Source organism: Candidatus Phytoplasma tritici, from assembly GCF_000495255.1.
Classification (GTDB): domain Bacteria; phylum Bacillota_I; class Bacilli_A; order Acholeplasmatales; family Acholeplasmataceae; genus Phytoplasma; species Phytoplasma tritici.
On record NZ_AVAO01000001.1, the window covers coordinates 155,035 to 178,357 of the forward strand.

The window sequence follows — 23,323 nt, forward strand, 5'->3', positions numbered from 1 at the left end:
ATGGCTGAAACATTACCAAAAAAAACGACTCAACCCTAATTCATAACCCAAAAATATTTTTTTACACCCAATTAAAAATAAACAAAATAAGAAAGGAAATGATGAAAGTGATTAAGAAAAAATCCCACAGCGGGCTTAAAAAACGCATTAAAATTACTAAAAAGAAAAAATTATTAAGAGGTCACGCCTACAAAAATCACCTTGCAGCTTCCAAAACTACCAAACAAAACCGCCAACTAAGAGGAGTTACTTGTGTTAAACTTTGTGATTACAACAGAATAAAAACTCTCATTAGAGGATTATAGAAAGGAAAAATAATATGGCGAAAATTAGTTTTACTCCTGCAAGACACCGTCGTCGCAAAAAAGTTTTAAAAATGGCAAAAGGATATTTTGGTTCTAAAAGCACTCTTTACAAAACAGCTCATGAGCAAGTAATGCGTTCTTTGCAATACGCTTATAGAGACCGCAAACAAAGAAAAAGAGATTTTCGTAAATTATGGATCTCCCGTATTAATGCTGGTGCTGTTTTATGCGGCATTCAATATTCTCGTTTAATGCACGGACTTGCTTTGGCAAAAGTGGATGTTAATCGTAAAGTATTAGCAGATTTAGCACACTTACAACCAGAAACTTTCGCAAAATATGTTCAATTAGCAAAAGAAGCCTTAGTGAAATTTCAACAAACATTAAAACAAAAAGAAGCGCAAGCAACTAAATTACAAGAAGAACAATCAAATCAACTTGCACAAATCGAAGAAAAAACCTCTCTACAACTTGAAAAAGTTTTATCTAATGAACTTTCTGAGGAAAAATCCGATGATGATACTTTGGAAACACAACCACAAACAAACCAAGTTAAAGTAAAAAAACCTTCTTTAGATTTATCTAAAATGCTTCTTGCTGAGTTAAAAAAATTAGCAAAAGAACACAAAGTTCCTAATTTTAATAAACTTAAAAAAGCCGAAATTGTTACAATTTTAAAAAAAGCTCTTGATAAAAAATAATTTAAAAATTTCAAAATACGTATTTTCATGATTTTTCATTTTTTAATTTTAAACTTGATTTGTATGTTTTTTCATGAATAATTATTTTTTAATTTTGCATTTTTCAATAATTAGAAAAAATAAAATAGGAGTTATATAATATAATGAATCAAATGAAACAAAAACGTTTACAAGGATTTTACTCTTTATTAATGGCAACTTTTTTCCTTTTGGTAGCTGGATGTTGTTTTTTTGACCAAACATTCAAACTTGGAAGTCTGAAATTCCAACTAGGATTATTTTTCTTGGGTGTCCTTTTATCGCTATTTACTTATTTAGTAGTTTTTAAAAAATACAAAGAAACTTTATCTAAGCTTCGTTTTGTCTTTGCTCTAGAAGTTTTTGTCTTTGTTTTTGTCATTGTTACTTCCTTTTTGTTACCAGGATTAGGTTTGTTAAATATTGATGATTTCAAAACCAAAAACCCTTTAGTTGGCAAACTTTTAACTTTTAACTATTGTTTATCATTGATGTTTGTTTTTCACGGGTTCATCAATTTAAATATTAATTATTTCAAGAAACAAAATTTTTCATTTTTCATTTTATATCTTTTAATATTTGGGTTTGGTTGTTTCGGATTAGGTAGTAATTTATTTGAAAAATTAAAAGATATCATTTTAAAATTATTTGCTTTTTTATCTTTAATGCACAGTATTTATCTTACATTTACAGGAATTAAACAATTCCAAACCACTAGTTTACGCGCACCCAAAAATGAGAATAAAAATGAGTGATTTAGTTTCTTTATTAAAAGATTTAACAATGTTAAATGGTATTCCAGGTCAAGAAAAAGCAGTTGCTAATTATGTAGTGGACAAAATCCAAAACCAAGTAGACTCTATAGAATATGATAATTTAGGTTCTGTGATTGCTTGTAAAGGAAAAACAGGTCCTCGCATTATGTTTGCAGGACATTTGGATGAAATAGGCTTAATAGTTAAGCAAATTACTCCAGAAGGTTTTATCAAATTCCAAACTCTTGGTGGTTGGTTTTCTCAAGTGATGCTTGCTCAAGTGTGGCAAATTCATACTGATAAAGGTATTCTTAAAGCAGTTACTGGTTGCAAACCTCCGCATGTAATGTCTTTTCAAGAGCGCAATCAAGTTATTAACATTTCTTCTATGTATTTAGATATTGGAGTTGCAAACAAAGAAGAAGCCTTAAAATTAGGTGTTCGCGTTGGCGATATGGTAACTCCTTATATAGAATTTAGCACACTTGGAAATTCTGATTACCTCCTTGCAAAATCCCTAGATAATCGTGTTGGAGTTGCAATTGTGATACAAGTTTTACAAAATGTCAATCCTACTAATAATCAATTTTTTGGTGTTTTTACTACCCAAGAAGAAGTAGGACTACGCGGAGCTCAAACCAGCGCTCACAAAGTACACCCTCAAATTGCTATTGCTGTTGATACTGGTATTGGAAACGATGTTCCAGGGGGCGAAAAAGAAGGGCACACTCTAGGAAAAGGCCCTCAAGTTTTAGTTTATGATGGGGGCTTAGTCGCTCACAAAGGATTGCGAAATTTTGTCCTTAAAATTGCTGCTGAAAACAATATCCCTGTGCAAGAAATAAGTGGCAGTGGTGGTAGAACTGATGCTGCAACTATGCATTTAGTGCGCGAAGGAGCGGCTTCCTTATCTTTTGGTGTTCCTGTACGCTACATTCATTCTCACACTTCTGTAGTTCACAAACAAGACATTATAAACACTGTAAAACTTTTAACTTTGTTAGTAAATCAATTAGACGAAAAAAAAGTTAACGAAATTTTATTTCAATAAAAACACTTCTAAAATTAAATAATTTCTCATTAGCAAACTAAATTATTTGAATAAAATATTTTAGTTTGTTTCTTGTAAATGGACATGGACAACTGTTTTATAACTTACAATCAAAATAATTTCATTTTAGAACTTATTTTTTAAAACTCAAACACCCAAACCATAGGTAAATCATTTACTTTTTTTTATTTTGGCAAATTTAACAATTAAAAAAAGATTTTTTTAGTATAATATTATTAAGCAATTATTGCTTTTTTGAAGGAGAAATAAAAAATGGTTTTAGAAAAAATTAAAGCTTTAATTGCCACCCAATTATCTTTAGACACTTCTACAATTACTTTAGACACCCGTTTTAGAGAAGATTTAGGACTTGATTCGCTGGACGCTTTAGAACTAGTTATGGAAGTAGAAAAAACATTTCAAATCAACATTAGTGATGCAACTTTACAAAATTTCAAAACTGTTCAAGATATCGTTTTTTACATCACCAAAAACACCCCTTAAACTAACTCATTTTTTCTTTTTCAATCATATTTTAAACAATTAATTAATTTATTCCCACATTATAACACATTATATAAAAGTTAAAACAAATATAGAAGGCTTTCAAGTATGACAAAATTAATTTATGATTTTAAAAAAATAGAACATAAATGGCAACTTTATTGGCAACAAAATAAGGTTTTCAAAACTCAAGATAACTTTTCAAAAAAAAAATTTTATTGTCTTGATATGTTTCCTTATCCTTCTTCTGAAGGGCTTCATGTAGGCCATATTGAAGGTTATACTGCAAGCGATATTATGAGTAGGTTCAAACGCATGCAAGGTTTTAATATTTTGCATCCTTTTGGTTGGGATTCATTTGGGCTGCCTGCCGAACAATATGCTTTGCAAACAGGCAAAAACCCCCGCACTTTTACTTATGAAAATATCAATAATTTTAAAAAACAAATCCAAAGTATTGGTAAAAGTGTGGATTGGGACAGAGAACTTGCCACCTCAGATCCTTATTTTTATTCCTGGACTCAATGGATTTTTAAAAAACTTTACGAAAAAGGACTAGCAGTTCTCAAAAATACAGAAGTAAATTTTTGCCCTAATTTAGGAACAGTGCTTGCCAATGAAGAAGTAATTTCTAATGAAAAAGGGATGTTTTCTGAAAGAGACAATCATCCAGTTGTTAAAAAAAAGATGAAACAATGGGTTTTAAAAATAACTCAATATGCAGACAGACTTTTAGACGACCTTAATTTAGTTAATTGGCCTTTAAATGTTAAAGAAATGCAAGTTAATTGGATTGGTAAAAAACAAGGTGCAATCGTCTCCTTCCTAGTTTCTGACCAAAAAATGACTTTAAAAACTTTTACCACTCGCCCTAATACTCTTTTTGGTGTAACTTTTTTAGTAATAGCGCCTGAACACGAATTAGCCTTACAACTAACCAAACCCGAATACCAACAAGCAGTTAAAAATTATTTGGAATTAACCAAACAAAAAAAAGACTTAGAAAGAGACATCAACAAAGACAAAACAGGTGTTTTTACAGGTAGTTTTGCAATTAATCCTTGCAACAACACCAAAATTCCTATCTGGATTGCTGATTATGTTCTTCCTCATTATGGCACAGGTGCTTTAATGTCTGTTCCTTATCATGATCAAAGAGATTTTGAGTTTGCTCAAAAACATGGTTTAAAAATGATTCAAGTTATAATTCCCCCTTCTTCTGATTTTGCAAACCCTACCAACAACCAAACTCAACCTCCCTTGACCGAAGCTTATACAGGAGAAGGGATTCACATCAATAGTGATTTTTTAAATGGTCTTAATAACGAACAAGCCAAAACTAAAATGTTGCAATTTTTAGAAAAAAATAACCATGGATATCCTCATTATACTTATAAATTACGTGATTGGGTTTTTTCGCGCCAAAGATATTGGGCAGAACCCTTCCCCATTTATTATGATGATTCCAATAATGAAATTTATACTGATAGCGATGCAAACTTGCCCATAGAACTTCCTTTTTTGGAACAAATCAAACCATCAGGCACAGGTGAATCACCCCTATCTAAAGCCCATTTTTGGCTATATTTTGAAAAAGATGGCAAAAAATATCGCAGAGATTCTAACACCATGCCACAACTTGCAGGTAGCTCTTGGTACTATATTGGCTATATTTTGAAAAATTATTTGGGTCTAATCCCGTTAAATACCACTAAAGCAAAAGAACTACTTGACTATTATTTGCCAGTAGACTTATACATTGGAGGTACAGAACACGCTGTTGGTCATTTGCTTTATTCACGTTTTTGGCATAAGTTTTTATACGATCTGGGTTTAGTTTCTACCAAAGAACCTTTTCAAAAATTAGTTAATCAAGGTATTATTTTGGGACATGATCACACTAAAATGTCTAAATCCAAAGGCAACGGAGTAAGTGCTTCTTTAATGCTTTCACGATATGGCGCCGATGTACTGCGAATTTATATCATGTTTATGGGTCCGTTAGAAGATATTAAAAGTTGGTGTGAAAAAGGTTTCAAAGGAATACAACGTTTTTTAAATAGAGTTTATCAAATGTTTTCTTTTGCAATGCCAAATAATTTTGAAACTTCTCTAAACGCTATTTATCATCAAACCATTTTTCAAATAACCCAAGATTATGAAAAATTGAAATTCAATAAAGTTATTAGTCAATTAATGATTTTTGTCAATCAAGTTTATAAACATCAAAAAATAGGAAAAAAACAAGCACAGACCTTTTTGCAACTATTAAATCCGATTGCTCCTCACTTGACAGAAGAAATTAATCAAACAATTTTGAAAAATAACATCCAATTAGTTGCTTTAACTTGGCCTTTGTATGATAAAACCCATTTGGAACAACTGCAAGTAAAAATTATTGTGCAAGTAAATAGTAAATTAAGAGCTGTTTTAGAACTTCCTTGTGATTTGTCTTCAGAACAAATTAAAACTCTAGCTTTACAAGATTCAAAAGTTAATAAGTTTTTGTGTCATAAAAACATTAAAAATATGATTTATATTCCCAACAAATTGTTAAATATTATTGTTAATTAATCAATATTAATATTAATATTAATATTGATTTTTTTTGGGGATTGTGTATTTTAATCCAAACCACTTTAATTTTAACCTTTAATTTTTAAAATTATTTAAGCACAAACTAATATTATTAAGCACTTTCATAAAATTTAAGAAAAAAGGTAAGTTAACATGAAATTAAATAAAAAAGGACTTTTAATAGTTCTTTCAGGACCTTCAGGAGTTGGCAAAGCCACTGTGAGAAAAGCTTTGTTTGAAATGACTAATCATAATTTTGTGTATTCTGTTTCTGCTACTACCAGAAAACCGCGACCAGGTGAACAAAACGGTAAAGATTACCATTTTCTAACTAAAGAAGAATTTGAAAAAAGGATTGAAAACAATTATTTTTTAGAATGGGCTAAATTTATTGATCATTATTATGGCACTCCTAAAAAGCAAATTCAAGATTTTTTAAAACAAGGAAAAGAAGTGTTTTTAGAAATTGAAGTTGAAGGAGCCACTCATTTAAGAAAAAAGCGTATTCCAAACACAGTTTTTATTTTTTTGGTTCCGCCTGAAAAAAAAGATCTCTATGATCGTTTAAAAAAACGTGGCACCGAACAAGAAACAAATATTGCACAACGAATTATCAAAGCAAATAACGAGTTTCACTTAGCTCACAAATACGATTATATTGTAGTAAATGATGAAGTATCTAATGCTGCTGACCGTATTATTGCAATTATTAGAGCAGAACATGCCAAAACGAAACGCAGTATTCGTAATTATTTAAAAATATTGGAGGATAATGGTTATGCAGAACAATAGTAAACCAAATAAAAAAAAATACAATAAGGAAGGTTTGATCTATCCTTCGATTGATAAATTGTTGGATAAAATTAATTCCAAATACAAATTAGTTCATATTGCAAGCAAAATTGCTCATGTGATAGAATCTCAAAAAAAAGAATTGCCTGAACTTTTGTGTAATAAAGTAGTTGGTAAAGCTTTGGAAGAAATTATTAATGATAAAGTTAAATTTGTCTTTAAGTAATTAATATTTAGACACTATTTCACAATTGATAAAATAAGTTAAATTACAAATAATATTGTGTAATTTAACTATTTTTTTATAATTGTAATTTAACTTTCCTTTTCTTTTTTTAATCATTTATTTTTTTGAATCACATTTTTTAACTTTGCAAGTGAGGTAAAATCCATGAACAAACCACATTTTAACCACATTTCAGTTCTCAAAAAGGAAGCCATAGATTTTTTAAAGATCAAGCCCGAAGGTATTTATGTAGATGCCACTTTAGGACAATGTGGGCATACTATAGAAATTACAAATCTTTTGCAACAAGGGTTTTTATATTCTTTTGACCAAGATGTAGAAGCTTGCATAAATGCCAAAAAAACCTTGTCCCCACATTTGCCAATTGAAATAATTCATAGCAATTTTTCGCATTTAAAAGCCCAATTAGCACAACGAAATGTTTTTCAATTAGATGGTATTTTATTTGATTTGGGGCTATCTTCTTGTCAAATTGACAATCTCCAAAGAGGATTTAGTTATTTGCATAATACTCCTTTAGATATGAGAATGAATATTAATCAAACAATTACTGCACAATATATTTTAAATAATTACTCCTTTGCACAATTAAAAAATATTTTTAAGGTTTATGGTGAAGTTAAAAATGCTTCTTTGGTTGCCTCAGAAATTATTAAACAAAGACCTTTGCATACATCTTATGATTTGGTTGACATCACTGATCGATTTTGCAATCGTCAAAAAGGACATAGTGCTAAAAAAATATTTCAAGCATTGCGTATTGAAGTTAATCAAGAATTAGAATCTTTAAAACAAGCCTTGGAACAAAGTCTTGATTTGTTAAAACCAAATGCCAGGATAGTAGTTATTAGTTTTCATTCGTTAGAAGATCGAATTGTTAAACATTTTTTTAAAAAATATAGTACTTTTATTTTACCTAAAAAATTACCTATTACAATTATGCCCCAAACTCCTTTAAGTGTTATTACTAAAAAAGCCTTTTTGCCAAATGAAGAAGAAATGCAAAATAATTCGCGTAGTATTTCGGCTAAACTGAGGGTAGCTGTAAAAAATGGTTAGTTGTCTAAATAAATAAAATAGTTAATACATCCCCCTCTAAATATAACCTTTTGCCTCCCAAAATCCCTGTAATTTTGATAAAATATAATATGTGTTATAGCTTTTATTTACACATATTTTCAAGTTGTTTGACTTAACCAAAATATTAGATGGAGGTTTTTTGTGGTTAAAACAAAAGAAACAACACAAATTTTAATTAATGAAAAAAGAAATAGAAAATTTTTATTAGAAGGAAACTTATGGAAAGTCATTTTTTATTTTACCTTTCCTATTATTATTTATTGGATTTTTCAAAATGCATCAGATGCTATTGACCTTTTTATTTTAAAAAGAAATCAAATTTCAGATAATCAACTCACTTTTGTAAGTCGCGTACATATATTTAAAGGTATTCTTATTCCTTTTGGTATTTCTATTGCCACAGGAGGGGTTATTTTAGTGGGGCGCGCTTATGGACAAAATAATGTTAATAAAATGCACCTTTATTTGGCAAAAACTTTTGTTCTTTCCATTTTAACAGGTTTTATTTTAGTTTTTTTATGCATTTTTGTTTTCAAAAGTTTTATTGCAACTAATATTTTAAAAATTAGTCAAAATGCAATTGAAAACAATGAAGGTATTAAATATTATAATCTTATTATATTGTCACTTGTTTGTATAATTATAAATACAGTTTTTTTAAGTTTGGAGCGTGCCAAAGGTAATAACAAAATTGCCCTTTTTTTAAATATTTTGAACGCTTCTATTAAAATTATTTTTTCTTTTGTTCTTTTTCATTATTGGAATTCTTCCATGGTTTCTTTGGCTTTGGTTACTTTGATTTCTAACGGAATTGTTACTTTATTTGCTTTGTGGTTTTTATTTTTTGATAGTAAAAATCCCTTCCGTATTATTTTATCCAAAATCAGTTTTGATAAAGAATTTTTGAAAAAACTTTCCAAATTAGCTATTCCTGTTTGTGCTAGTATTAGCATTTATAGTGTTGGAAAATTAATTGTAAGTATCATTGTTAAAGAATGGTACGGTGATCCTAAAGGAATTAGTAGTTCTCAAATTGGAGCTAATTTAGCTTTAGCAGTGACTATCAATAATGTCTTTTATAATGCTCTTAATTCTTTTTCTGATTCCCAAAATGCTATTATATCTCAAAATTTAGGCCATAATAACCTTAATAGAGTCTTTGAAGCATTCAAAAAAATTATTTTTTGTATGTGTGTTTTGGCTTTGATAGGTTCTTTGATTAATATTTTTGGTTATAAAATAATTTTGCCATTATTTCATGGTAGTCCTTGGGAAAATATTCCTATTTTGGAACAAGACGCTTTCCGTACACTATTATTTTTTGAAACAACTAGTTTATGGTTATCGTGTGGTTCTATTATTATGTTTAATTTTTTATTAGCTTTCAAACGCGTAGGACCTTCAGTTTATCTGAATTTTTTAAGAACTTTAATTCGTATCTTTTTTATTGTTCTTTTTTCCAAACACTTTTTAAATCAAGGTGTAATTGGAGTAGGTTTGAGTATTTTTCTTAGTAATTTTATTTGTTTTATCATTACATTATTAATTTTTGCAACTTTTTATCTTAAATTAAAACGTGATAAAACATTTGAACAAGATTAAATAATTTATATATTTTATATATTGTAACAACTTTTATTCAAAATTAATACTCTTTTTAAATTATACTTTTAATCTATCTTAAAATATGTAAATAAAAAACCACTCTTTTGGGGTGGTTTTTTTGTCTTTATACTTTCTTTTATAATGAGGTTAATAAAGTTTTATTTTGTTTTAAATAAATTATTTATTAAAAGATTTTTTATTAGTCTTTTTGTCTTTTAGTTTGGGGTTTTTGGGGTTTTGTAAAAGTCTTAATCCATTGAAAATAACTAAAATTGTGCTTCCCTCATGGCAAGTGACCGCCCAAGGTAAATTCATGTCTCCAAAAAGATTACAAAGATTCAAGATACAAACTACTAACATAGCAAAAATAATATTTTGCCAGATGATTTTGCGTAGTTTGATAGCTACTTGGTGAGTATAGATAATTTTTGATAAATCATTTTTCATTAAAACTGCATCTGCTACATCCATTGCCACATCAGTACCGTTTTGCATTGCAATTCCTACATCAGCAGCTGTAAGGGCAGGAGCATCATTAACACCATCACCTACCATCACTGTAGTGCCTTTTTCTTTTTGTAGTTCTTGAACTTTTTCTAGTTTGTAGGCAGGTAGAATATCTCCCCAAGCTGCTTTTAGATGAAGTTTTTTTTGTAATATGCAAGCGCTTTGTTGGGTGTCTCCTGTAATTACTGCAGTATAGATGTTTTTATTGTTGAAGTATTGCATCAAATGATAAGCTTGAGGACGCAATTTATCCAAAAGTGCTAAAACCATAATAATGTGATTATTACAACTAAAATAAACGATGGTTTTACCTTCTGATAAAAATTTTTGAGTTTGGGTTTGTAAAGATTCAGAGATTGGGGTTTTTGTAAAAGCAGTAGCTTTGGCAATTTTATAATGATTGTTTTGATAAAAAGCTTCAAGACCGATGCCAACTGAGTTAGTAATTTCCATTTGTAGATGAGATTTATGGTGGAAATGGTTTCTAATAGCTAGTGCTAAAGGATGGTTAGATTTTTGTTCCATTCCTAATAATATATCTAAATATTTGTGATACTTTTCTTCAGAGATTTTGGTTGCTACATAAACATCAGTTACTTGAGGTTTGCCTTCAGTAAGGGTGCCTGTTTTGTCGCATGCAAAAGCTTTGATGTTTGCCATTTTTTCCAAAGATCTGCCTTTTTTGAATAAAATCCCTTTTTTAGTGAGGTTAGAAATAGCTGTAAGAGTGGAAGGAATGTCAGCGGCAGCTAGGGCACATGGAGATGATACAGTTAAAAAAATTATTGTTTTTTTTAACCATGCGCTAAATTGGGAATTGGAATTACTTGGTCCAGCAAAATGTATTATTCCTGCAAGACCAACAACAACAACAACTATTGCCATAACAGTTTTTACGTAAATTGGTTCTATTTTTTTAATTAAAGTAGCAGTTTTGGAAATGTTGTTTTGAGTTTGGCTTACCAATCTTACAATTTGTGCAAAAACAGTCTTTTCGTTAGTAGCTGTGACACGCATAACAAAATGGTTGCTGCCGTTAATGGTACTGCCGTAGATAAAATCGCCTGGTTGTTTGTCGCAAGGAATGCCTTCACCTGTAATGTTAGCTTCGTTAATGTTGGGGTTGCCTGAAACAATGACGCCGTCAGTAGGGATTTGGTCGCCTGGTAAAATTAAGACCAAATCATTTATTTTGAGTAGTTTGGAAGGAATAATTTCAGTACTGCCGTCTTCTTTTTGTAATCTTGCTTCTGCTACTTGAAGTTTTAAGAGATTTTTGATTTCTTTTTGACTTTTTGCCTCGACGTATTCTTCTAAAAAAGAAGCTCCTGAAAATATGACAATTAATAAAATTCCGTCGTTGTAGTTTTGTAAATATAAAGCTCCTAGAGCAGCTAAAGTCATTAAAATATGAATGTTGGGAGTGAATTTTTTAAATTTGCAAGTATCTTGCCAAGTTTCTATAAAACCTTCTAAAATGACATGATAGCCGATTAAAAATAAAAGTGCCAAAGAAACAAGGACTAATATTAATGTGTTTGTGTTTTTGTAATAATGCAAATATAGAGCAAATAAACTATATAAAAATGTTCCTATAACAAAACAAATTAATGTTTTTTTATCGTTGTTTTCGTGATTTTGGATGGATGAAGAATTTCTGCAACAAAACAAATTTTTTGTACCTCTTTGCTTATTTTTTTTGGATAAATATTTTAGTAATTTAAAGTGTGTTTGTGATGAGTGGGTTTTTAGTTTGGTGTTTTTTAGTTTTGCATTTGAAAAAGTTTTTTAATAAAATGGCGTTTTGAATTCAAAACATGTAAAAAAAATTCCAAAAAAATCTGGAATTTTTTAAAGATAATAATTATTAATTTTCAGAATTTTGAGAAAAATCTTCTTCTTGTGGAGGGTTATCTAGCAAATCTTGGTATTTGGTTTTGATGCAATTTTCAATTAGTTGACGGGTTTCTGAATTTATGGGATGAGCGATATCTCTAAAGTTTCCTTTGGAAGTTTTTCTACTTGGCATAGCAATAAATATACCCCTTTCTCCTTCTATAATTCTGATGTCATTAACTACAAATTGGTTTTCAAAAGTGATTGAAGAAACTCCTCTTAATCTACTTTCACCGTTGATTTTTCTAATTTTTACATCAGTAACTTTCATTTCTTAAGCCTCCAGTTTTGCTTCATTTTATATTAAATGCTAAATTATTATTCGTTATTTATTATTTATGGTTTGTTTAATGATACAAATTACAAATAAAATATAAATAATTATTTGATGCAGTTAATATTTTAATGGTTTTTTAATTTTAAAAAGATTAATATTTAATTTTTTGATATTGATGTTTAATATCAGAAAAAAAGGGAAAATTATTTCCTAATTAGTTTTGTGATTTATTTTATAAATATGAAAAGTTTTATTATATTTATGAAATATTAAAAAAAATAAACCATTTAACAGTTAATTTTTGAAAAGTTTCTAAAGTTACCTGTTCGGCTCTAATTTGTAAAGGGATGTGATGTTGTAAGAAAAAAGGAATAATGGTTTCTTTGGATAACAAAAATTGACAAGATAAGTTGTTGAGTAAAGTTTTTCTTTTTTGTTTAAAGGAGGTTTTTACAAACTTGATAAATTGTTGCAAGAAAGTAGGGCAAATTTTGTTATTTTTAGTAAGTTTGATAACAATACTGTCTACTTTGGGTGCGGGAAAAAACATATGTCTTTTAACTTCTTGGATTTTTTCAATACTAAATATAAATTGAATAATTACAGATAAAGCGTTATAATTTTTGTTATTGGGTTGAGCCAGTAAACGCATTCCTACTTCTTTTTGAATCATAATAGTAGCATCATTAATTTGGGGAGTGTCAATAATTTTAAAAAGAATAGGTGAGGTAATATAATAAGGTAAGTTACCAATTAAACTTAATTGAGAGTTAGTACTAAAATAATGATCAAAATCTTTTAATAAATCTCTTTTTAAAAAATCATCATAAATAATATTAATATTGTTATTATTTTCAAAATTTAAAAAAGGTTTGAGAGTAGCATCAATTTCATAGGCTAAAACATGTTTAGCTTGAGGGACAATAATTTTGGTTAAAGCACCTTTGCCAGGTCCAATTTCTAAAACATTTTTGTCTGTGATGGAAGCCTTAGTTACAATTTTGTTTAATAAATTAACATCTGTTAAAAAATTTTGACCGTATTTTTTTTTGTTTGTGTGATGCATTTGATTTCCTTAAATAAAATTGACATTGATGTTGGCTTTTTGGGTTTGTAGGATAGTTGCGAATTGGGGTAATTTGTTTTGGGGGAGTTTCGAGTTTATAAAGGGCGATAAAAAAATTTATTATCTTGTTTAGGACTACTTTTGATTAAACTTTTAATAATGGGGGATTCTTCTTTAAGACTTTTGAGTCCTCCTTGAGATTTAATTAAGATTTTGGTTTCAAATTTAGGCTTACTTTCGGAATAAGCATTTTGAAAAGCAGCATTACTTGAAGTATAATATTTAATATAATTGGGGTTTTGACTGTGATATTGTTGCTTAATGTGTGCAATTTGTTCTTGGTTTTGGTCGTTATCATCTAAAATGTGCCAAATACGTCTATTGAGAAAATCATTACATAAATTTTTTAAAATGGCATCTTTACTATTTTTAAGATGTAGAATTAAACCATTCATATAATAATCATCAATTGCTAAGTATTTATCTAGTTCAGTTTTATTGTTTACAAAATTATAAAAAGGTTGGATGTATGGGTCTGAAGGATAGTTATTTTGTAGTAAATCATATAAACGTTTACAAATTTTTTCTAAAATAGCGCTATAAGCTCTTACTTTTGGATGATAATATACTTGCCAGAACATATGATATCGGTTAATTAAATAATTTTCAATAGCAAAAACACCACTTTGTCTAAAGGCAATACATTTTTCGTTATTTTTGCTAGGATGAGGCTCAATTATCATGCTACGCATTAAACGTTCTAAATCGATATGCCCATAAGTGGCACCTGTAAAATAAGAATCTCGTTCTAAATAATCTAGTCTGTCAATATCAATTTGGCTAGTTAAAATTTGTTCTATTAAGGGAAATTTCTTTGTTTTTTTAATCACACTAGCTACATCATCTTTGAAATTAGGGCTTATTTTGTCTAATAAATCTCTAATTTCTTTGTTATTTTTTATGATGCGTGCACTTTGTGTTTCGTGGTTTACGTCAAATAAGGTTTCAAAAGAATGAGAATAAGCACCGTGTCCAATATCATGTAACAAAGAAGATACTAGTAAAATTAATTTTTGGGTTTCAGAAAAGTGTTTTTTAATATTTGTGATTTTTAAAAACCGTCTTGCAAGTTCATAAACACCTAAACTGTGTGTAAAACGAGAATGTTCTGCTCCATGAAAGACGATGTTAGCACCGCTTAATTGTTTTATACGTCTTAATCTTTGGAAAACGGAAGTATCAATTAATTTTTCAATCAATTCGTATTCCAGATAAATATAACCGTAGATAGGGTCACGAAAAACTTCAGATCTGAGAAACTTTTTAAAAGATGGATTGGTTGTTTGCATTGATTTTATTGAGGATAATTTTTAATTAAGTTTATTGGGTTTTGTAATTTTTATCCTTATCCGTTTTACCTCTTTCTTGTTGTTTGCGTTTTTAAGAATAGTTTTTATTGAGCGAAAGACACAAATGAAAGGAAATTTATGTCTTTCGTTCAATAAAAAAATAAAATAATTGTTAGTTATGTTTTTAGTTTTGCTAAGGGGTGAAAATAAATATAGGTTATAAGGTCTTTGGGGGTTAGTTGCAAGATCCTTATAACGCAAGAATTTAAGTTAAAAAAATTATTTTTTTATTTTGTTTAATGATTTATTTCAGTAATTTAACAGTATCGCCATTTTTGAGTAAAAAAGCACTGCCGTCATCGGTATCTAAGTGACATTCAAGTTTAAAATCAGGGTGGACTCTGCACAAAACTTGTTTTAAGATTCCAGGTTTAGTGCTTTCAATTTCAATACTTACCATTTGTTTGTCAGTAATGCCAAAATTTTTTGCATCTTGGTTAGATAAATGAATGTGTCTGTTGGCAATAATAACACCTTCTTCGATGTCTACTTGACCTTTGGGACCTATTAAAGTGGCTTTGCCTGAACCTTTAATATCGCCTGAAGATCTAACAGGAGCTGTAAATCCGTGTCTTAGAGCATCACTTTGACTAATTTCTACTTGGTCAAAAGGTCTTGTGGGTCCTAAAATCCGAACTTGTGGAAGAATTTTTCCTGATGGACTAATAACATCAATTTTTTCTTGGGCTGCAAATTGTCCTGTTTGCTTGAGTTGTTTGAAAAAAGTGAGTTGATAATTTTTTTGACCGAATAAAATATCAATTGTTTCTTGTGATAGGTGAGTGTGTCTTCCTGAGATTCCTATTGGAATGTGATACATCTTTGCCTCCATTGTTTGCATTTACAGCTTTATTATAACATTTTTATTATAAAATGCCTATTATTTTTATATATATTTTAATTTTTTTATTAAAGAATTGGTAAAAATTTTTGGTTAATAAATAATATATAATTTTTAGTAATTCACCTTATTATAACATGGATTATTAGAAATATTGAAGGTATTTTGTTTATTTTGTTGTTTTATTGTTTTGTTATGTTATATTTTTTAATGACAAATAAAAAAGACCCTTTGTAAAATAGAGTCTAGGGATTGGAAGTTAATTAACCCTTCATCAAAAAACCTTTCAATAAATAGGAAGTAAAAAACTTTAGAATTGATTATTTTCGAACATTCGCCCCCGAACATAAAAATGATGATTCTCAGTTTAAAAATCTTTTAATTCGAGACTTAATAAACCACTAAATAGAACTAAATTACCAATGCCCTAAATATCTCCTAGAATAAGATAAAGACTTTTTCGTGTATGAAGTTGAATATGATACTAATAAAGAAAACAAACATGGAAGTACAATCACAAATATATGTTACCTCCACTTCAACCCAATTAAAAAAAGAAGAATCATACAAAACAAGATTAAGGGGATAAAATCATATGACTAAACAATTATAATTTGTGTTTAACCATTAATTATATAATAATCTCAACACCAAAATCTAAAATAACCCCCCTAAAGTGCATTATTTTGCCCCTTAATTACAGTTAAAATAATTATTTAAACCCCCCTAATTATTAAAATCCCAACTAAGACTCTTATTATGAGAGTCTTTTTTTATACCCAATTTTAAAAAAGGGAGCAAAAAAATGCAAATAACCAAACTAAACTAAAGAGAACCTCGCAATTGTATAAACATAGACAAAAATACATTAATGCATCAGAAATAGGTAGTATCACTGGAAATGATAAATTAGAACCTTAGAAAAATTAGTCCATGATAAAATATTTGGAATAACTTTTACAAGCAATAAATACACTGAACACAGTAATAAAACTTAACCACTAGAACGCAGTTTCTTTGAAAAAAACAACTAAATTAAATTTTCCTGATAAAATCTTTACGGATGATGAAGTCTAAATATTTTCTTAATCACTTGATAGATATATTTCTAAAAACAACACTTTTTAGAAATTAAATAACCTTATGTTGACGAAAACAAAAAAAATATCAACATCTTGGAATGTTTTCTTTTCCTATCATGAAGTCCCTGTTAACTACTGGTCCCAAGTTCAATTTCAACTCTAATTTTCGCAAGCGAACTTAGCTTACTTTTTAGTTTATTTTAATGACATAAATTATTGTTTAGTTCGACACATCAAAATATTTTAATCAAAAATAAACACAAAGCTATCGGGTTAAAAAAACACATTCCATGTATAAATATATATCCAAATTCCAATAAAAATCTTCACTAACAGTTTTATAACACTTTCAATATCTAAAATTCTTTGTCAAAACCAAACCTTTTTAAGGAATGATATTTTTATTATATTATATCGATAATGATACTCGAATGATACTCGATACTCGATATTATTGTTGTATAATTTATTTATTATTATTTTTCGATATATAAATAACTTCTTATTTTTCTTTTCCATTATAATAAAAAGATTTTTTTAAATAAACCAAACACAATCCCTTAACGCGTTTAAGCGCTAACAAAAATTATAAGTACACACAAATAAAAGAAGAATAAAAATAACCCTCCAGTTGCGCACCCCCTTTGAAATTTAAAAAAATATTTTCTTTAGTCTGAAAAGATATGAAATTATTTAATTAATTTTTTAGTCTTAAAGAATAATTTTAGAGACAAAATTTGTCTAAAAAAACGGAACAGTGCAATATTTTAATTTGTAATATTATTAGATATGTTAAAATATAATTACATGAAGATATTTTAATTCAAGTGTTGATAAAAATTAAATAAAAAAGGAGATCTATAATTGTTAAAAAAATTAGTTAAAAATAATTATTTAGTTTTTTTGATTTTAATAACATTAATTATGATTTTTTCCTCATTAATATTTAGTAAAAAAATTTTTGCGCACAATACAACAAATATACAACAAAAACAATCTAATGAAATTTTAGAAGTAAAAAATAAGAAATTTAATTTTGTGGATTGTGAAAATTTTTCTCTCTTGGCTTTAAATAGAATTAATTTATTTAATTTAGGGATAACAATAAATCCTAATGATGTTGAAAAATTAAATGATATTACTCAAAAATGTTGTGATATAATCAATATCAATAGCGCATCTTCAAATAAGTTTAAAAGTCAAATATCTGTTAAAGAATCTTCGAATAAAAATTTAGTAATAATTGTAAATAATTTGAAAAAAGTTATTATCAATAATTCAATTCATAATATTATAGAAATCCATGATACTTTTACAAATTGGAATCAGTATTTTAAAAATTGTTGCGATATATTATTATCATCTCTGATTGAATGTAGCGAAACATATTCGGATGATGAATCTGAGTCTATTTTAATTTTTATGGCTTCTCAAATAACAGGTATGTTATCAGATATGTTAATACCATATATTCTATCTAATTAATTTTTTATAATTTATTTTAATTATTAATTTAATAAAAAATAAGTTTTAGTAAAAAATAAATTATTACAATAAATAAATATTTGAAAATTATTCTTTTAAAAGACTCTTTTTTGGGAGTCTTTTTTTATCTAATTTTATGTGTTTTTTGATGTATGTCTCAATTTGAAAATTTTAAATATTTTTTATTTCTTACATTAACCATTTATTATAATTCTTTTTTGTTGTTATATTTTTCTTATTACGATTCCAAAAAAATAATTTAATAATCACTAAATAAACGAAAAACCCCCTGATTAATGATAATTTTTCTTCTTAGTGATAGTTTTAAACTATTACTTTCTCAAAAATTTAACCCCTTTTTAAAAGTTGAAATAACACATTTAAACACTTCTATCCTCTTTTTCAAGTCAATTGTGTGAACAACCAGGATAAAAAATAATTTTTCAAAATAAATACAACCAAAAATTCTTCTTACAATAAATTATCATGGTTTAGAAACAATACAATTAGTTAATTTTGATACTTACAAATAACAACAACTAGAAATTATTTTAGTTAAGTACTAATCAATTTAGTATTTATTTACAAATTCAAATTTTTGATTATAATAATACAAAAACTTATTAAAAAGCAATTCAAATTCCCTAAAATTGAAATAGATAAAATGTTTTTATCTTTTATTAAACAAACTTTTTCTTATAACCATATTTTGGAAATCCAAAAAAAGATTTTAGAAACCAATATCAAATTAGCCAAAACTGCTTCTAAAAGACAAATAAAGCCAAATACTTTTTATAATCTTTTTGATAATAAAGAACAAATAATTAAAGAAGATGTGTTAAAAAATATAGTTTTATGCAAAGATTATTTCAATTCCCAAAATATTTGTAATGAAAAACGTTATAAAATTACTATATAAAAACCTTTTGGCTTGCAAGATTAAAAAGGAAAAGTACCAAATCATAAAAAATCAAAATAATTCTTTTAGCTACATAAATTTTGAATCTAAAAGAATTATTTTGATTTGTACCTCTAGTAAGGTAAATAGAATTACAAAACGTTTTTATACAGATATCAAAATTATTTTAGTCTTAAAGAATTTTAAAAAAGAAAAAGTATATAAAGTTTTAGGGAAAATCTCACCTTTTGTATATTTATCTATTTATAGATAAATATTTTTAAGCAAATATAAACAATAACTGTAATAAAAAATCGAGTCCCATAAAGATAGAAACAAAAAAACCAATCTTTCTAAAAAAGATTGGTTTTTAAATTTACAAAAAAGAAAGGAAGAAAAAATAAATTTTAAACTAAACAATATTTAAAAAAATTATTTTTTATTTTTTTATAAAGGAAATATTTTCTATTCCAAAACCAATATCAAAAAATAAATTATCTGATGTATAAGAAAATATTTTAAAGAGTAAATTTATTGGAATAGCATCACTTATATTAGATTTAGTTATTTCTATATCTACTATAAAATCAAGTACATTATCAGCATTCCATCTTTCATTTTTGTTAGAACCTATATAATTATCGCTTTCGGTATCGTAAAAAAAACTATAAATTATTCTTTTTTTTATTTCATTTTGTTTTAATTTTAATTTATTATAAATGACGCCTTCTTCTTCTTCAAATATTTCTTCAAAATCTTTTAAAGATATATAAAATGATTGTGGATGGCTTTTTTGTTCATATATTTTACAAAAACTTTGATAATCTTCTTGAGTTGGAAAAGAACCATAAAATTTAAATGAAGGGTAAAAATCTATTAAAATATCTGAAAATTTATCTTTTATTTCTTGTAAATGAAAAATTCCTAAATGACTAGGTTTATTTAAATCCAATTTCAAATTTTTCAAAATATTATAAAAAGATAAATTTTCAGAATTTGATTTTTTATTACTTAGTCTTTCCAAAGTTTCGTAACTTCTTGAACTATTTGATAAAGTTAATTTTTTTGATTTATTCGGATGGATTCTATTTGATGTTGAAGAAGAAGCAATATCTCTATTTTGCATAGCAAATATATGGTTTTGATTAAATTTATTAAATAATAAAACAAATAAAACAAATAAAAATGTAAATTTAAAATATTTTTTATTAAAAAAATAATTTTTTTTAATATCTAATTTCATTATTTTATATACCTCATTTTTATTTTTTTTTAAACTAACAAAAAAAATATCAACACTTTTCAAACTAAGAAAATATTTTCTTAGTTTGAAAAGATATGACATTATCTAAATTAATTTTTAGTATTAAAGAAGAATTTTAAAATCAAAAGTTGTATTAAAAAATGGAATATTGTAATTCAATTTAACCATAGACAATTTTATTTTAAAGATAAATTGTGGTCTATGCTATTCTTATTATATCATTATTTAAAAATACTTTTAACAACATAATTGGCATTAAAAGATGTTTATTTTCATTTTGGCAATTTATTAAACAGTAAAGGTATAATTATTATTTTCATTTTATATTTATTTTATTTTTTATATGTTCTATCTTTAACATTATAAAAAAAATAATAAAATGTATTTTATTCCTATTTAAATTAATTAAAACTATAATTTTTATAAAACTCAACCCCCCAGTTGAGAGCTGTTTTTTTAATACATTAAGTTTTTTCAAGCAAAATTACTTTAAATAAAAAAAATTAGAGTTACAATAGATAATGTATAAAATAAATATAAAAAAAAGCAAATTGGATTTTAATCATGAAATTAGAAATATTAAACCAAAAAGTTAAACTATTTACAAAAAAAATTGAAAAAATCCAAAAAATTGATAAAAAAATAGTTTTTGAATTAGTTAAACAATTTAATCAAATTCTAAAATTTAACAAATATTTTAAAAAATATCCAAATCAAAAGAAGTACTTATTATTGGTTAAAAGTTGAAAAATAAAATCAAAACTAAAGAAGAAAAAACACTTATTACAATAAAATCGTATTCAAAAGGGAATAGATGATAATTTCTGATAATAACTAAGAAAATAAAGGATTAAAAATTATTTTAATTTAATAGTAATTTTTTCTTGGAAAAATCTACAACAAAAACCCTTATCAAAAAAGGGTAAAAGTTAAAAAAGATTTAATTAAAAAATGAAATTAAATGAGTTTTTTTGAATTTGAAAAACACAATTAAAATTAAAATATACTTTGATCTTTCATTTTTTAATAACATAAATTGGATTAAGCAGAATAAATGTTATATTTTATTGTTAAAATATAAGCTAAATAATTATTTAAAGGTTTTAAAACTGATAATTTAGATAAATTAAAAAATTTATTTAATTTATTGCATAAATTAGTATATGTACTGCTCTAGTTCTAGTTAAAAAAATTTTAAATATAAAGTTTTGCATAAAAAATAGTACCATAAAAATATGATAATTTAACTTTATTTACATTATATTCAAACATATATTTATTTTGGTTTTTATCAAAATATAATGATTCCGAAGTGATATTTTTATCCTAAGGAAAATCTTTGCCTGGAACTTTTACTGCTTTTTATTAAGTGTTCTTAAAATGTTATTTCTTAATAAATCATAAAAAATATGCCTTTTACCAAATTTTAAAACATTTGATAAATAAAAACCAGTTATTTTGTAATCATCATAATTAATGTTAAATGGAAAATATTTGATATTTTTATTAATAGGTAATTTTTGACAACTATAAGAAAATTGAAACAATTTTCTTATAGTTAAATAATTTTTTAATGCAATGTTTTTTTAATTTCATGTTCATTTAAATCAGCATCATATTTATTAACATATTCAGAAGTAATTTCAGTAACATTTTTATTAATAATGGTTGCTAATTGTTTACATTCCTTAATTTAATTTTTTAGTATTATCTAATTTACCTTTATAAAATATCTGTAAATTTTGAGAACGAGGATTTAATAGTTTTAAATTAGGTAAATTATCATGTACAATATCAGACCATAATTTAAAAACATTAGAGGGATAATTAAATTTTTATTTTCTTTTTTAAACCAACCATTACTAAAATTATATTTAGCTTTATTTTAAGCATATTATTCTGATAGGAAAATTAACATTATTTAAACGAAGTATTTGTTTAATATTATCCTTAATAAATTGTACTTTCTCTTTATTATTTTTTGATTATATTTAATTTTGCTAATTTATAAAAAATAATCAAAATTATCTATAATATCAAGAATTATAAATATATATAAAATCTTTATAATCTTTTAATTCATGATTAATAAAAGCTATTTTATTTTTTTTAATCTATTTTCTTGCATAGATGAAATAAGACGATAAAGATGTAAACTAACAATTTTAGAAAAACAACCTAAATTATAATCATTAGTTTTGAAAAAAATAAATTGTTTTGATAAAGTTTTTTAATTTTTTTCTTTTTCAAAATCACTTATATCCTTATTGTTTGTGATGAAATCAAACATTTTTTAGCATAAAAAGATAAACTAATATCTTCTTTATGAATGGTTAAATAATTTAAATGTAGCATTTTTTGTTCTCATTAAACATAAAACCACTCCTTTACCTATGCTCACGGCAAAGGCGTTTTTTTATATTATGTATTATTTTAAAATACCCCCCTAAATCCCCAAAGGGGACTTTATAGAAGGGGTATATAATAGTTATATCTTAATATCCATCGGCTGGACCGCCCAATTCGCTCTGCTCGTATTTGAATAATTTTATAATTATTTTCTTTAATTATTTAAACTAAATCCAGCATCTTTTAATTCTTTCAAACTAAATCCAGCAGCATCTCTTAATTCTTTTGCACTAAATCCAACATCTATTAATTCTTGCACAGTATATCCAGCATCTATTAAATCTTGCAAAGTAAATCCTGTATCTTTAAATTCTTGCACAGTAAATCCAGAAGCATCTATTAAATCATATCCAGCATCTATTAAATCTTGCACACCATCTTCAAGAGCTTTAATATCTCTTAAATCATATCCAACATCTATTAAATCTTGCACACCATCTCCAAGAACTTTAATATCTCTTAAATCATATCCAGCATCTCTTAATTCTTTTACACTAAATCCTGCATCTTTCATTTCTTGTACAGTAAATCCAGCATCTCTTAATTCTTTTACA

The 23,323-nt window shown here is 26.3% G+C and carries 18 protein-coding genes and 1 pseudogene; 12 read left to right on the plus strand and 7 right to left on the minus strand.

The features are described from left to right. The first annotated feature begins 98 nt into the window (after positions 1 to 98). The 10 genes from rpmI (at position 99) to N747_RS0100845 (ending at position 9,632) form a co-directional block, all read left to right on the plus strand. Positions 99 to 305 carry a 50S ribosomal protein L35 gene (rpmI, locus tag N747_RS0100800; RefSeq protein WP_038251656.1) on the plus strand — a complete coding sequence of 69 codons (207 nt, stop codon included), beginning with the start codon at positions 99 to 101 and terminating at the stop codon, positions 303 to 305. Positions 306 to 319: 14 nt separating this feature from the next. Continuing rightward, the gene (rplT, locus tag N747_RS0100805; protein ID WP_024563407.1) at positions 320 to 1,006 is read left to right on the plus strand and encodes a 50S ribosomal protein L20; all 687 of its coding nucleotides are present in this window, start codon (positions 320 to 322) and stop codon (positions 1,004 to 1,006) included. Positions 1,007 to 1,149: 143 nt separating this feature from the next. Beyond that, on the plus strand, positions 1,150 to 1,779 hold the full coding sequence (locus N747_RS0100810; protein ID WP_024563408.1) for a hypothetical protein: 630 nt from the start codon (positions 1,150 to 1,152) through the stop codon (positions 1,777 to 1,779). Further along, the gene (locus N747_RS0100815; protein ID WP_038251658.1) at positions 1,772 to 2,830 is read left to right on the plus strand and encodes a M42 family metallopeptidase; all 1,059 of its coding nucleotides are present in this window, start codon (positions 1,772 to 1,774) and stop codon (positions 2,828 to 2,830) included. Before N747_RS0100810 ends, N747_RS0100815 begins: the two co-directional genes overlap by 8 nt. A 273-nt stretch (positions 2,831 to 3,103) precedes the next feature. Further along, positions 3,104 to 3,334, plus strand: a complete 231-nt coding sequence (acpP, locus tag N747_RS0100820; protein ID WP_024563410.1) for an acyl carrier protein — start codon at positions 3,104 to 3,106, stop codon at positions 3,332 to 3,334. Between the two features lie 108 nt (positions 3,335 to 3,442). Next, positions 3,443 to 5,908: a leucine--tRNA ligase gene (gene leuS / locus N747_RS0100825; RefSeq protein WP_024563411.1), complete on the plus strand. Its 2,466-nt coding sequence runs from the start codon at positions 3,443 to 3,445 to the stop codon at positions 5,906 to 5,908. A 156-nt stretch (positions 5,909 to 6,064) separates the two neighbouring features. Further along, positions 6,065 to 6,703 carry a guanylate kinase gene (gene gmk, locus N747_RS0100830; RefSeq protein WP_024563412.1) on the plus strand — a complete coding sequence of 213 codons (639 nt, stop codon included), beginning with the start codon at positions 6,065 to 6,067 and terminating at the stop codon, positions 6,701 to 6,703. Next, positions 6,684 to 6,929: a DNA-directed RNA polymerase subunit omega gene (locus N747_RS0100835; RefSeq protein ID WP_024563413.1), complete on the plus strand. Its 246-nt coding sequence runs from the start codon at positions 6,684 to 6,686 to the stop codon at positions 6,927 to 6,929. Before gmk ends, N747_RS0100835 begins: the two co-directional genes overlap by 20 nt. A gap of 165 nt (positions 6,930 to 7,094) precedes the next feature. Continuing rightward, entirely contained in the window at positions 7,095 to 8,009 is a 915-nt protein-coding gene (rsmH, locus tag N747_RS0100840; protein WP_024563414.1) for a 16S rRNA (cytosine(1402)-N(4))-methyltransferase RsmH, read from the plus strand. A gap of 162 nt (positions 8,010 to 8,171) precedes the next feature. Further along, a complete protein-coding gene (locus tag N747_RS0100845; protein ID WP_024563415.1) occupies positions 8,172 to 9,632 on the plus strand; it encodes an MATE family efflux transporter in 1,461 nt (486 codons plus the stop codon). Between the two features lie 180 nt (positions 9,633 to 9,812). On the opposite strand, the gene N747_RS0100850 is transcribed toward N747_RS0100845, so the two are convergent. The 5 genes from N747_RS0100850 to N747_RS0100870 all read right to left on the minus strand — a co-directional run bounded on the left by N747_RS0100850 (position 9,813) and on the right by N747_RS0100870 (position 15,610). After that, the gene (locus tag N747_RS0100850) at positions 9,813 to 11,813 is read right to left on the minus strand and encodes a heavy metal translocating P-type ATPase (RefSeq protein WP_024563416.1); all 2,001 of its coding nucleotides are present in this window, start codon (positions 11,811 to 11,813) and stop codon (positions 9,813 to 9,815) included. 196 nt (positions 11,814 to 12,009) lie between these two features. Beyond that, complete coding sequence (gene spoVG / locus N747_RS0100855; RefSeq protein ID WP_011161074.1) at positions 12,010 to 12,309, minus strand: septation regulator SpoVG; 300 nt, start codon at positions 12,307 to 12,309, stop codon at positions 12,010 to 12,012. 265 nt (positions 12,310 to 12,574) lie between these two features. Next, a complete protein-coding gene (gene rsmA, locus N747_RS0100860) occupies positions 12,575 to 13,381 on the minus strand; it encodes a 16S rRNA (adenine(1518)-N(6)/adenine(1519)-N(6))-dimethyltransferase RsmA (protein ID WP_024563417.1) in 807 nt (268 codons plus the stop codon). Positions 13,382 to 13,476: 95 nt separating this feature from the next. Continuing rightward, positions 13,477 to 14,730 carry an HD domain-containing protein gene (locus tag N747_RS0100865; RefSeq protein ID WP_024563418.1) on the minus strand — a complete coding sequence of 418 codons (1,254 nt, stop codon included), beginning with the start codon at positions 14,728 to 14,730 and terminating at the stop codon, positions 13,477 to 13,479. A gap of 304 nt (positions 14,731 to 15,034) precedes the next feature. Next, entirely contained in the window at positions 15,035 to 15,610 is a 576-nt protein-coding gene (locus N747_RS0100870) for a phosphate propanoyltransferase (RefSeq protein ID WP_240992284.1), read from the minus strand. Between the two features lie 1,967 nt (positions 15,611 to 17,577). Here N747_RS0100870 and N747_RS0100880 point away from each other — a divergent pair. Beyond that, complete coding sequence (locus N747_RS0100880) at positions 17,578 to 18,198, plus strand: hypothetical protein (protein WP_024563420.1); 621 nt, start codon at positions 17,578 to 17,580, stop codon at positions 18,196 to 18,198. Between the two features lie 598 nt (positions 18,199 to 18,796). Next, positions 18,797 to 19,117: a hypothetical protein gene (locus N747_RS04000; protein WP_240992285.1), complete on the plus strand. Its 321-nt coding sequence runs from the start codon at positions 18,797 to 18,799 to the stop codon at positions 19,115 to 19,117. Between the two features lie 418 nt (positions 19,118 to 19,535). Here the strand turns inward: N747_RS04000 and N747_RS0100895 are convergent, their stop codons facing one another. Further along, complete coding sequence (locus N747_RS0100895; RefSeq protein WP_038251662.1) at positions 19,536 to 20,339, minus strand: hypothetical protein; 804 nt, start codon at positions 20,337 to 20,339, stop codon at positions 19,536 to 19,538. Positions 20,340 to 22,923: 2,584 nt separating this feature from the next. After that, positions 22,924 to 23,323: pseudogene (locus N747_RS0100905) on the minus strand (type IVB secretion system protein DotG/IcmE); the annotation flags it as partial.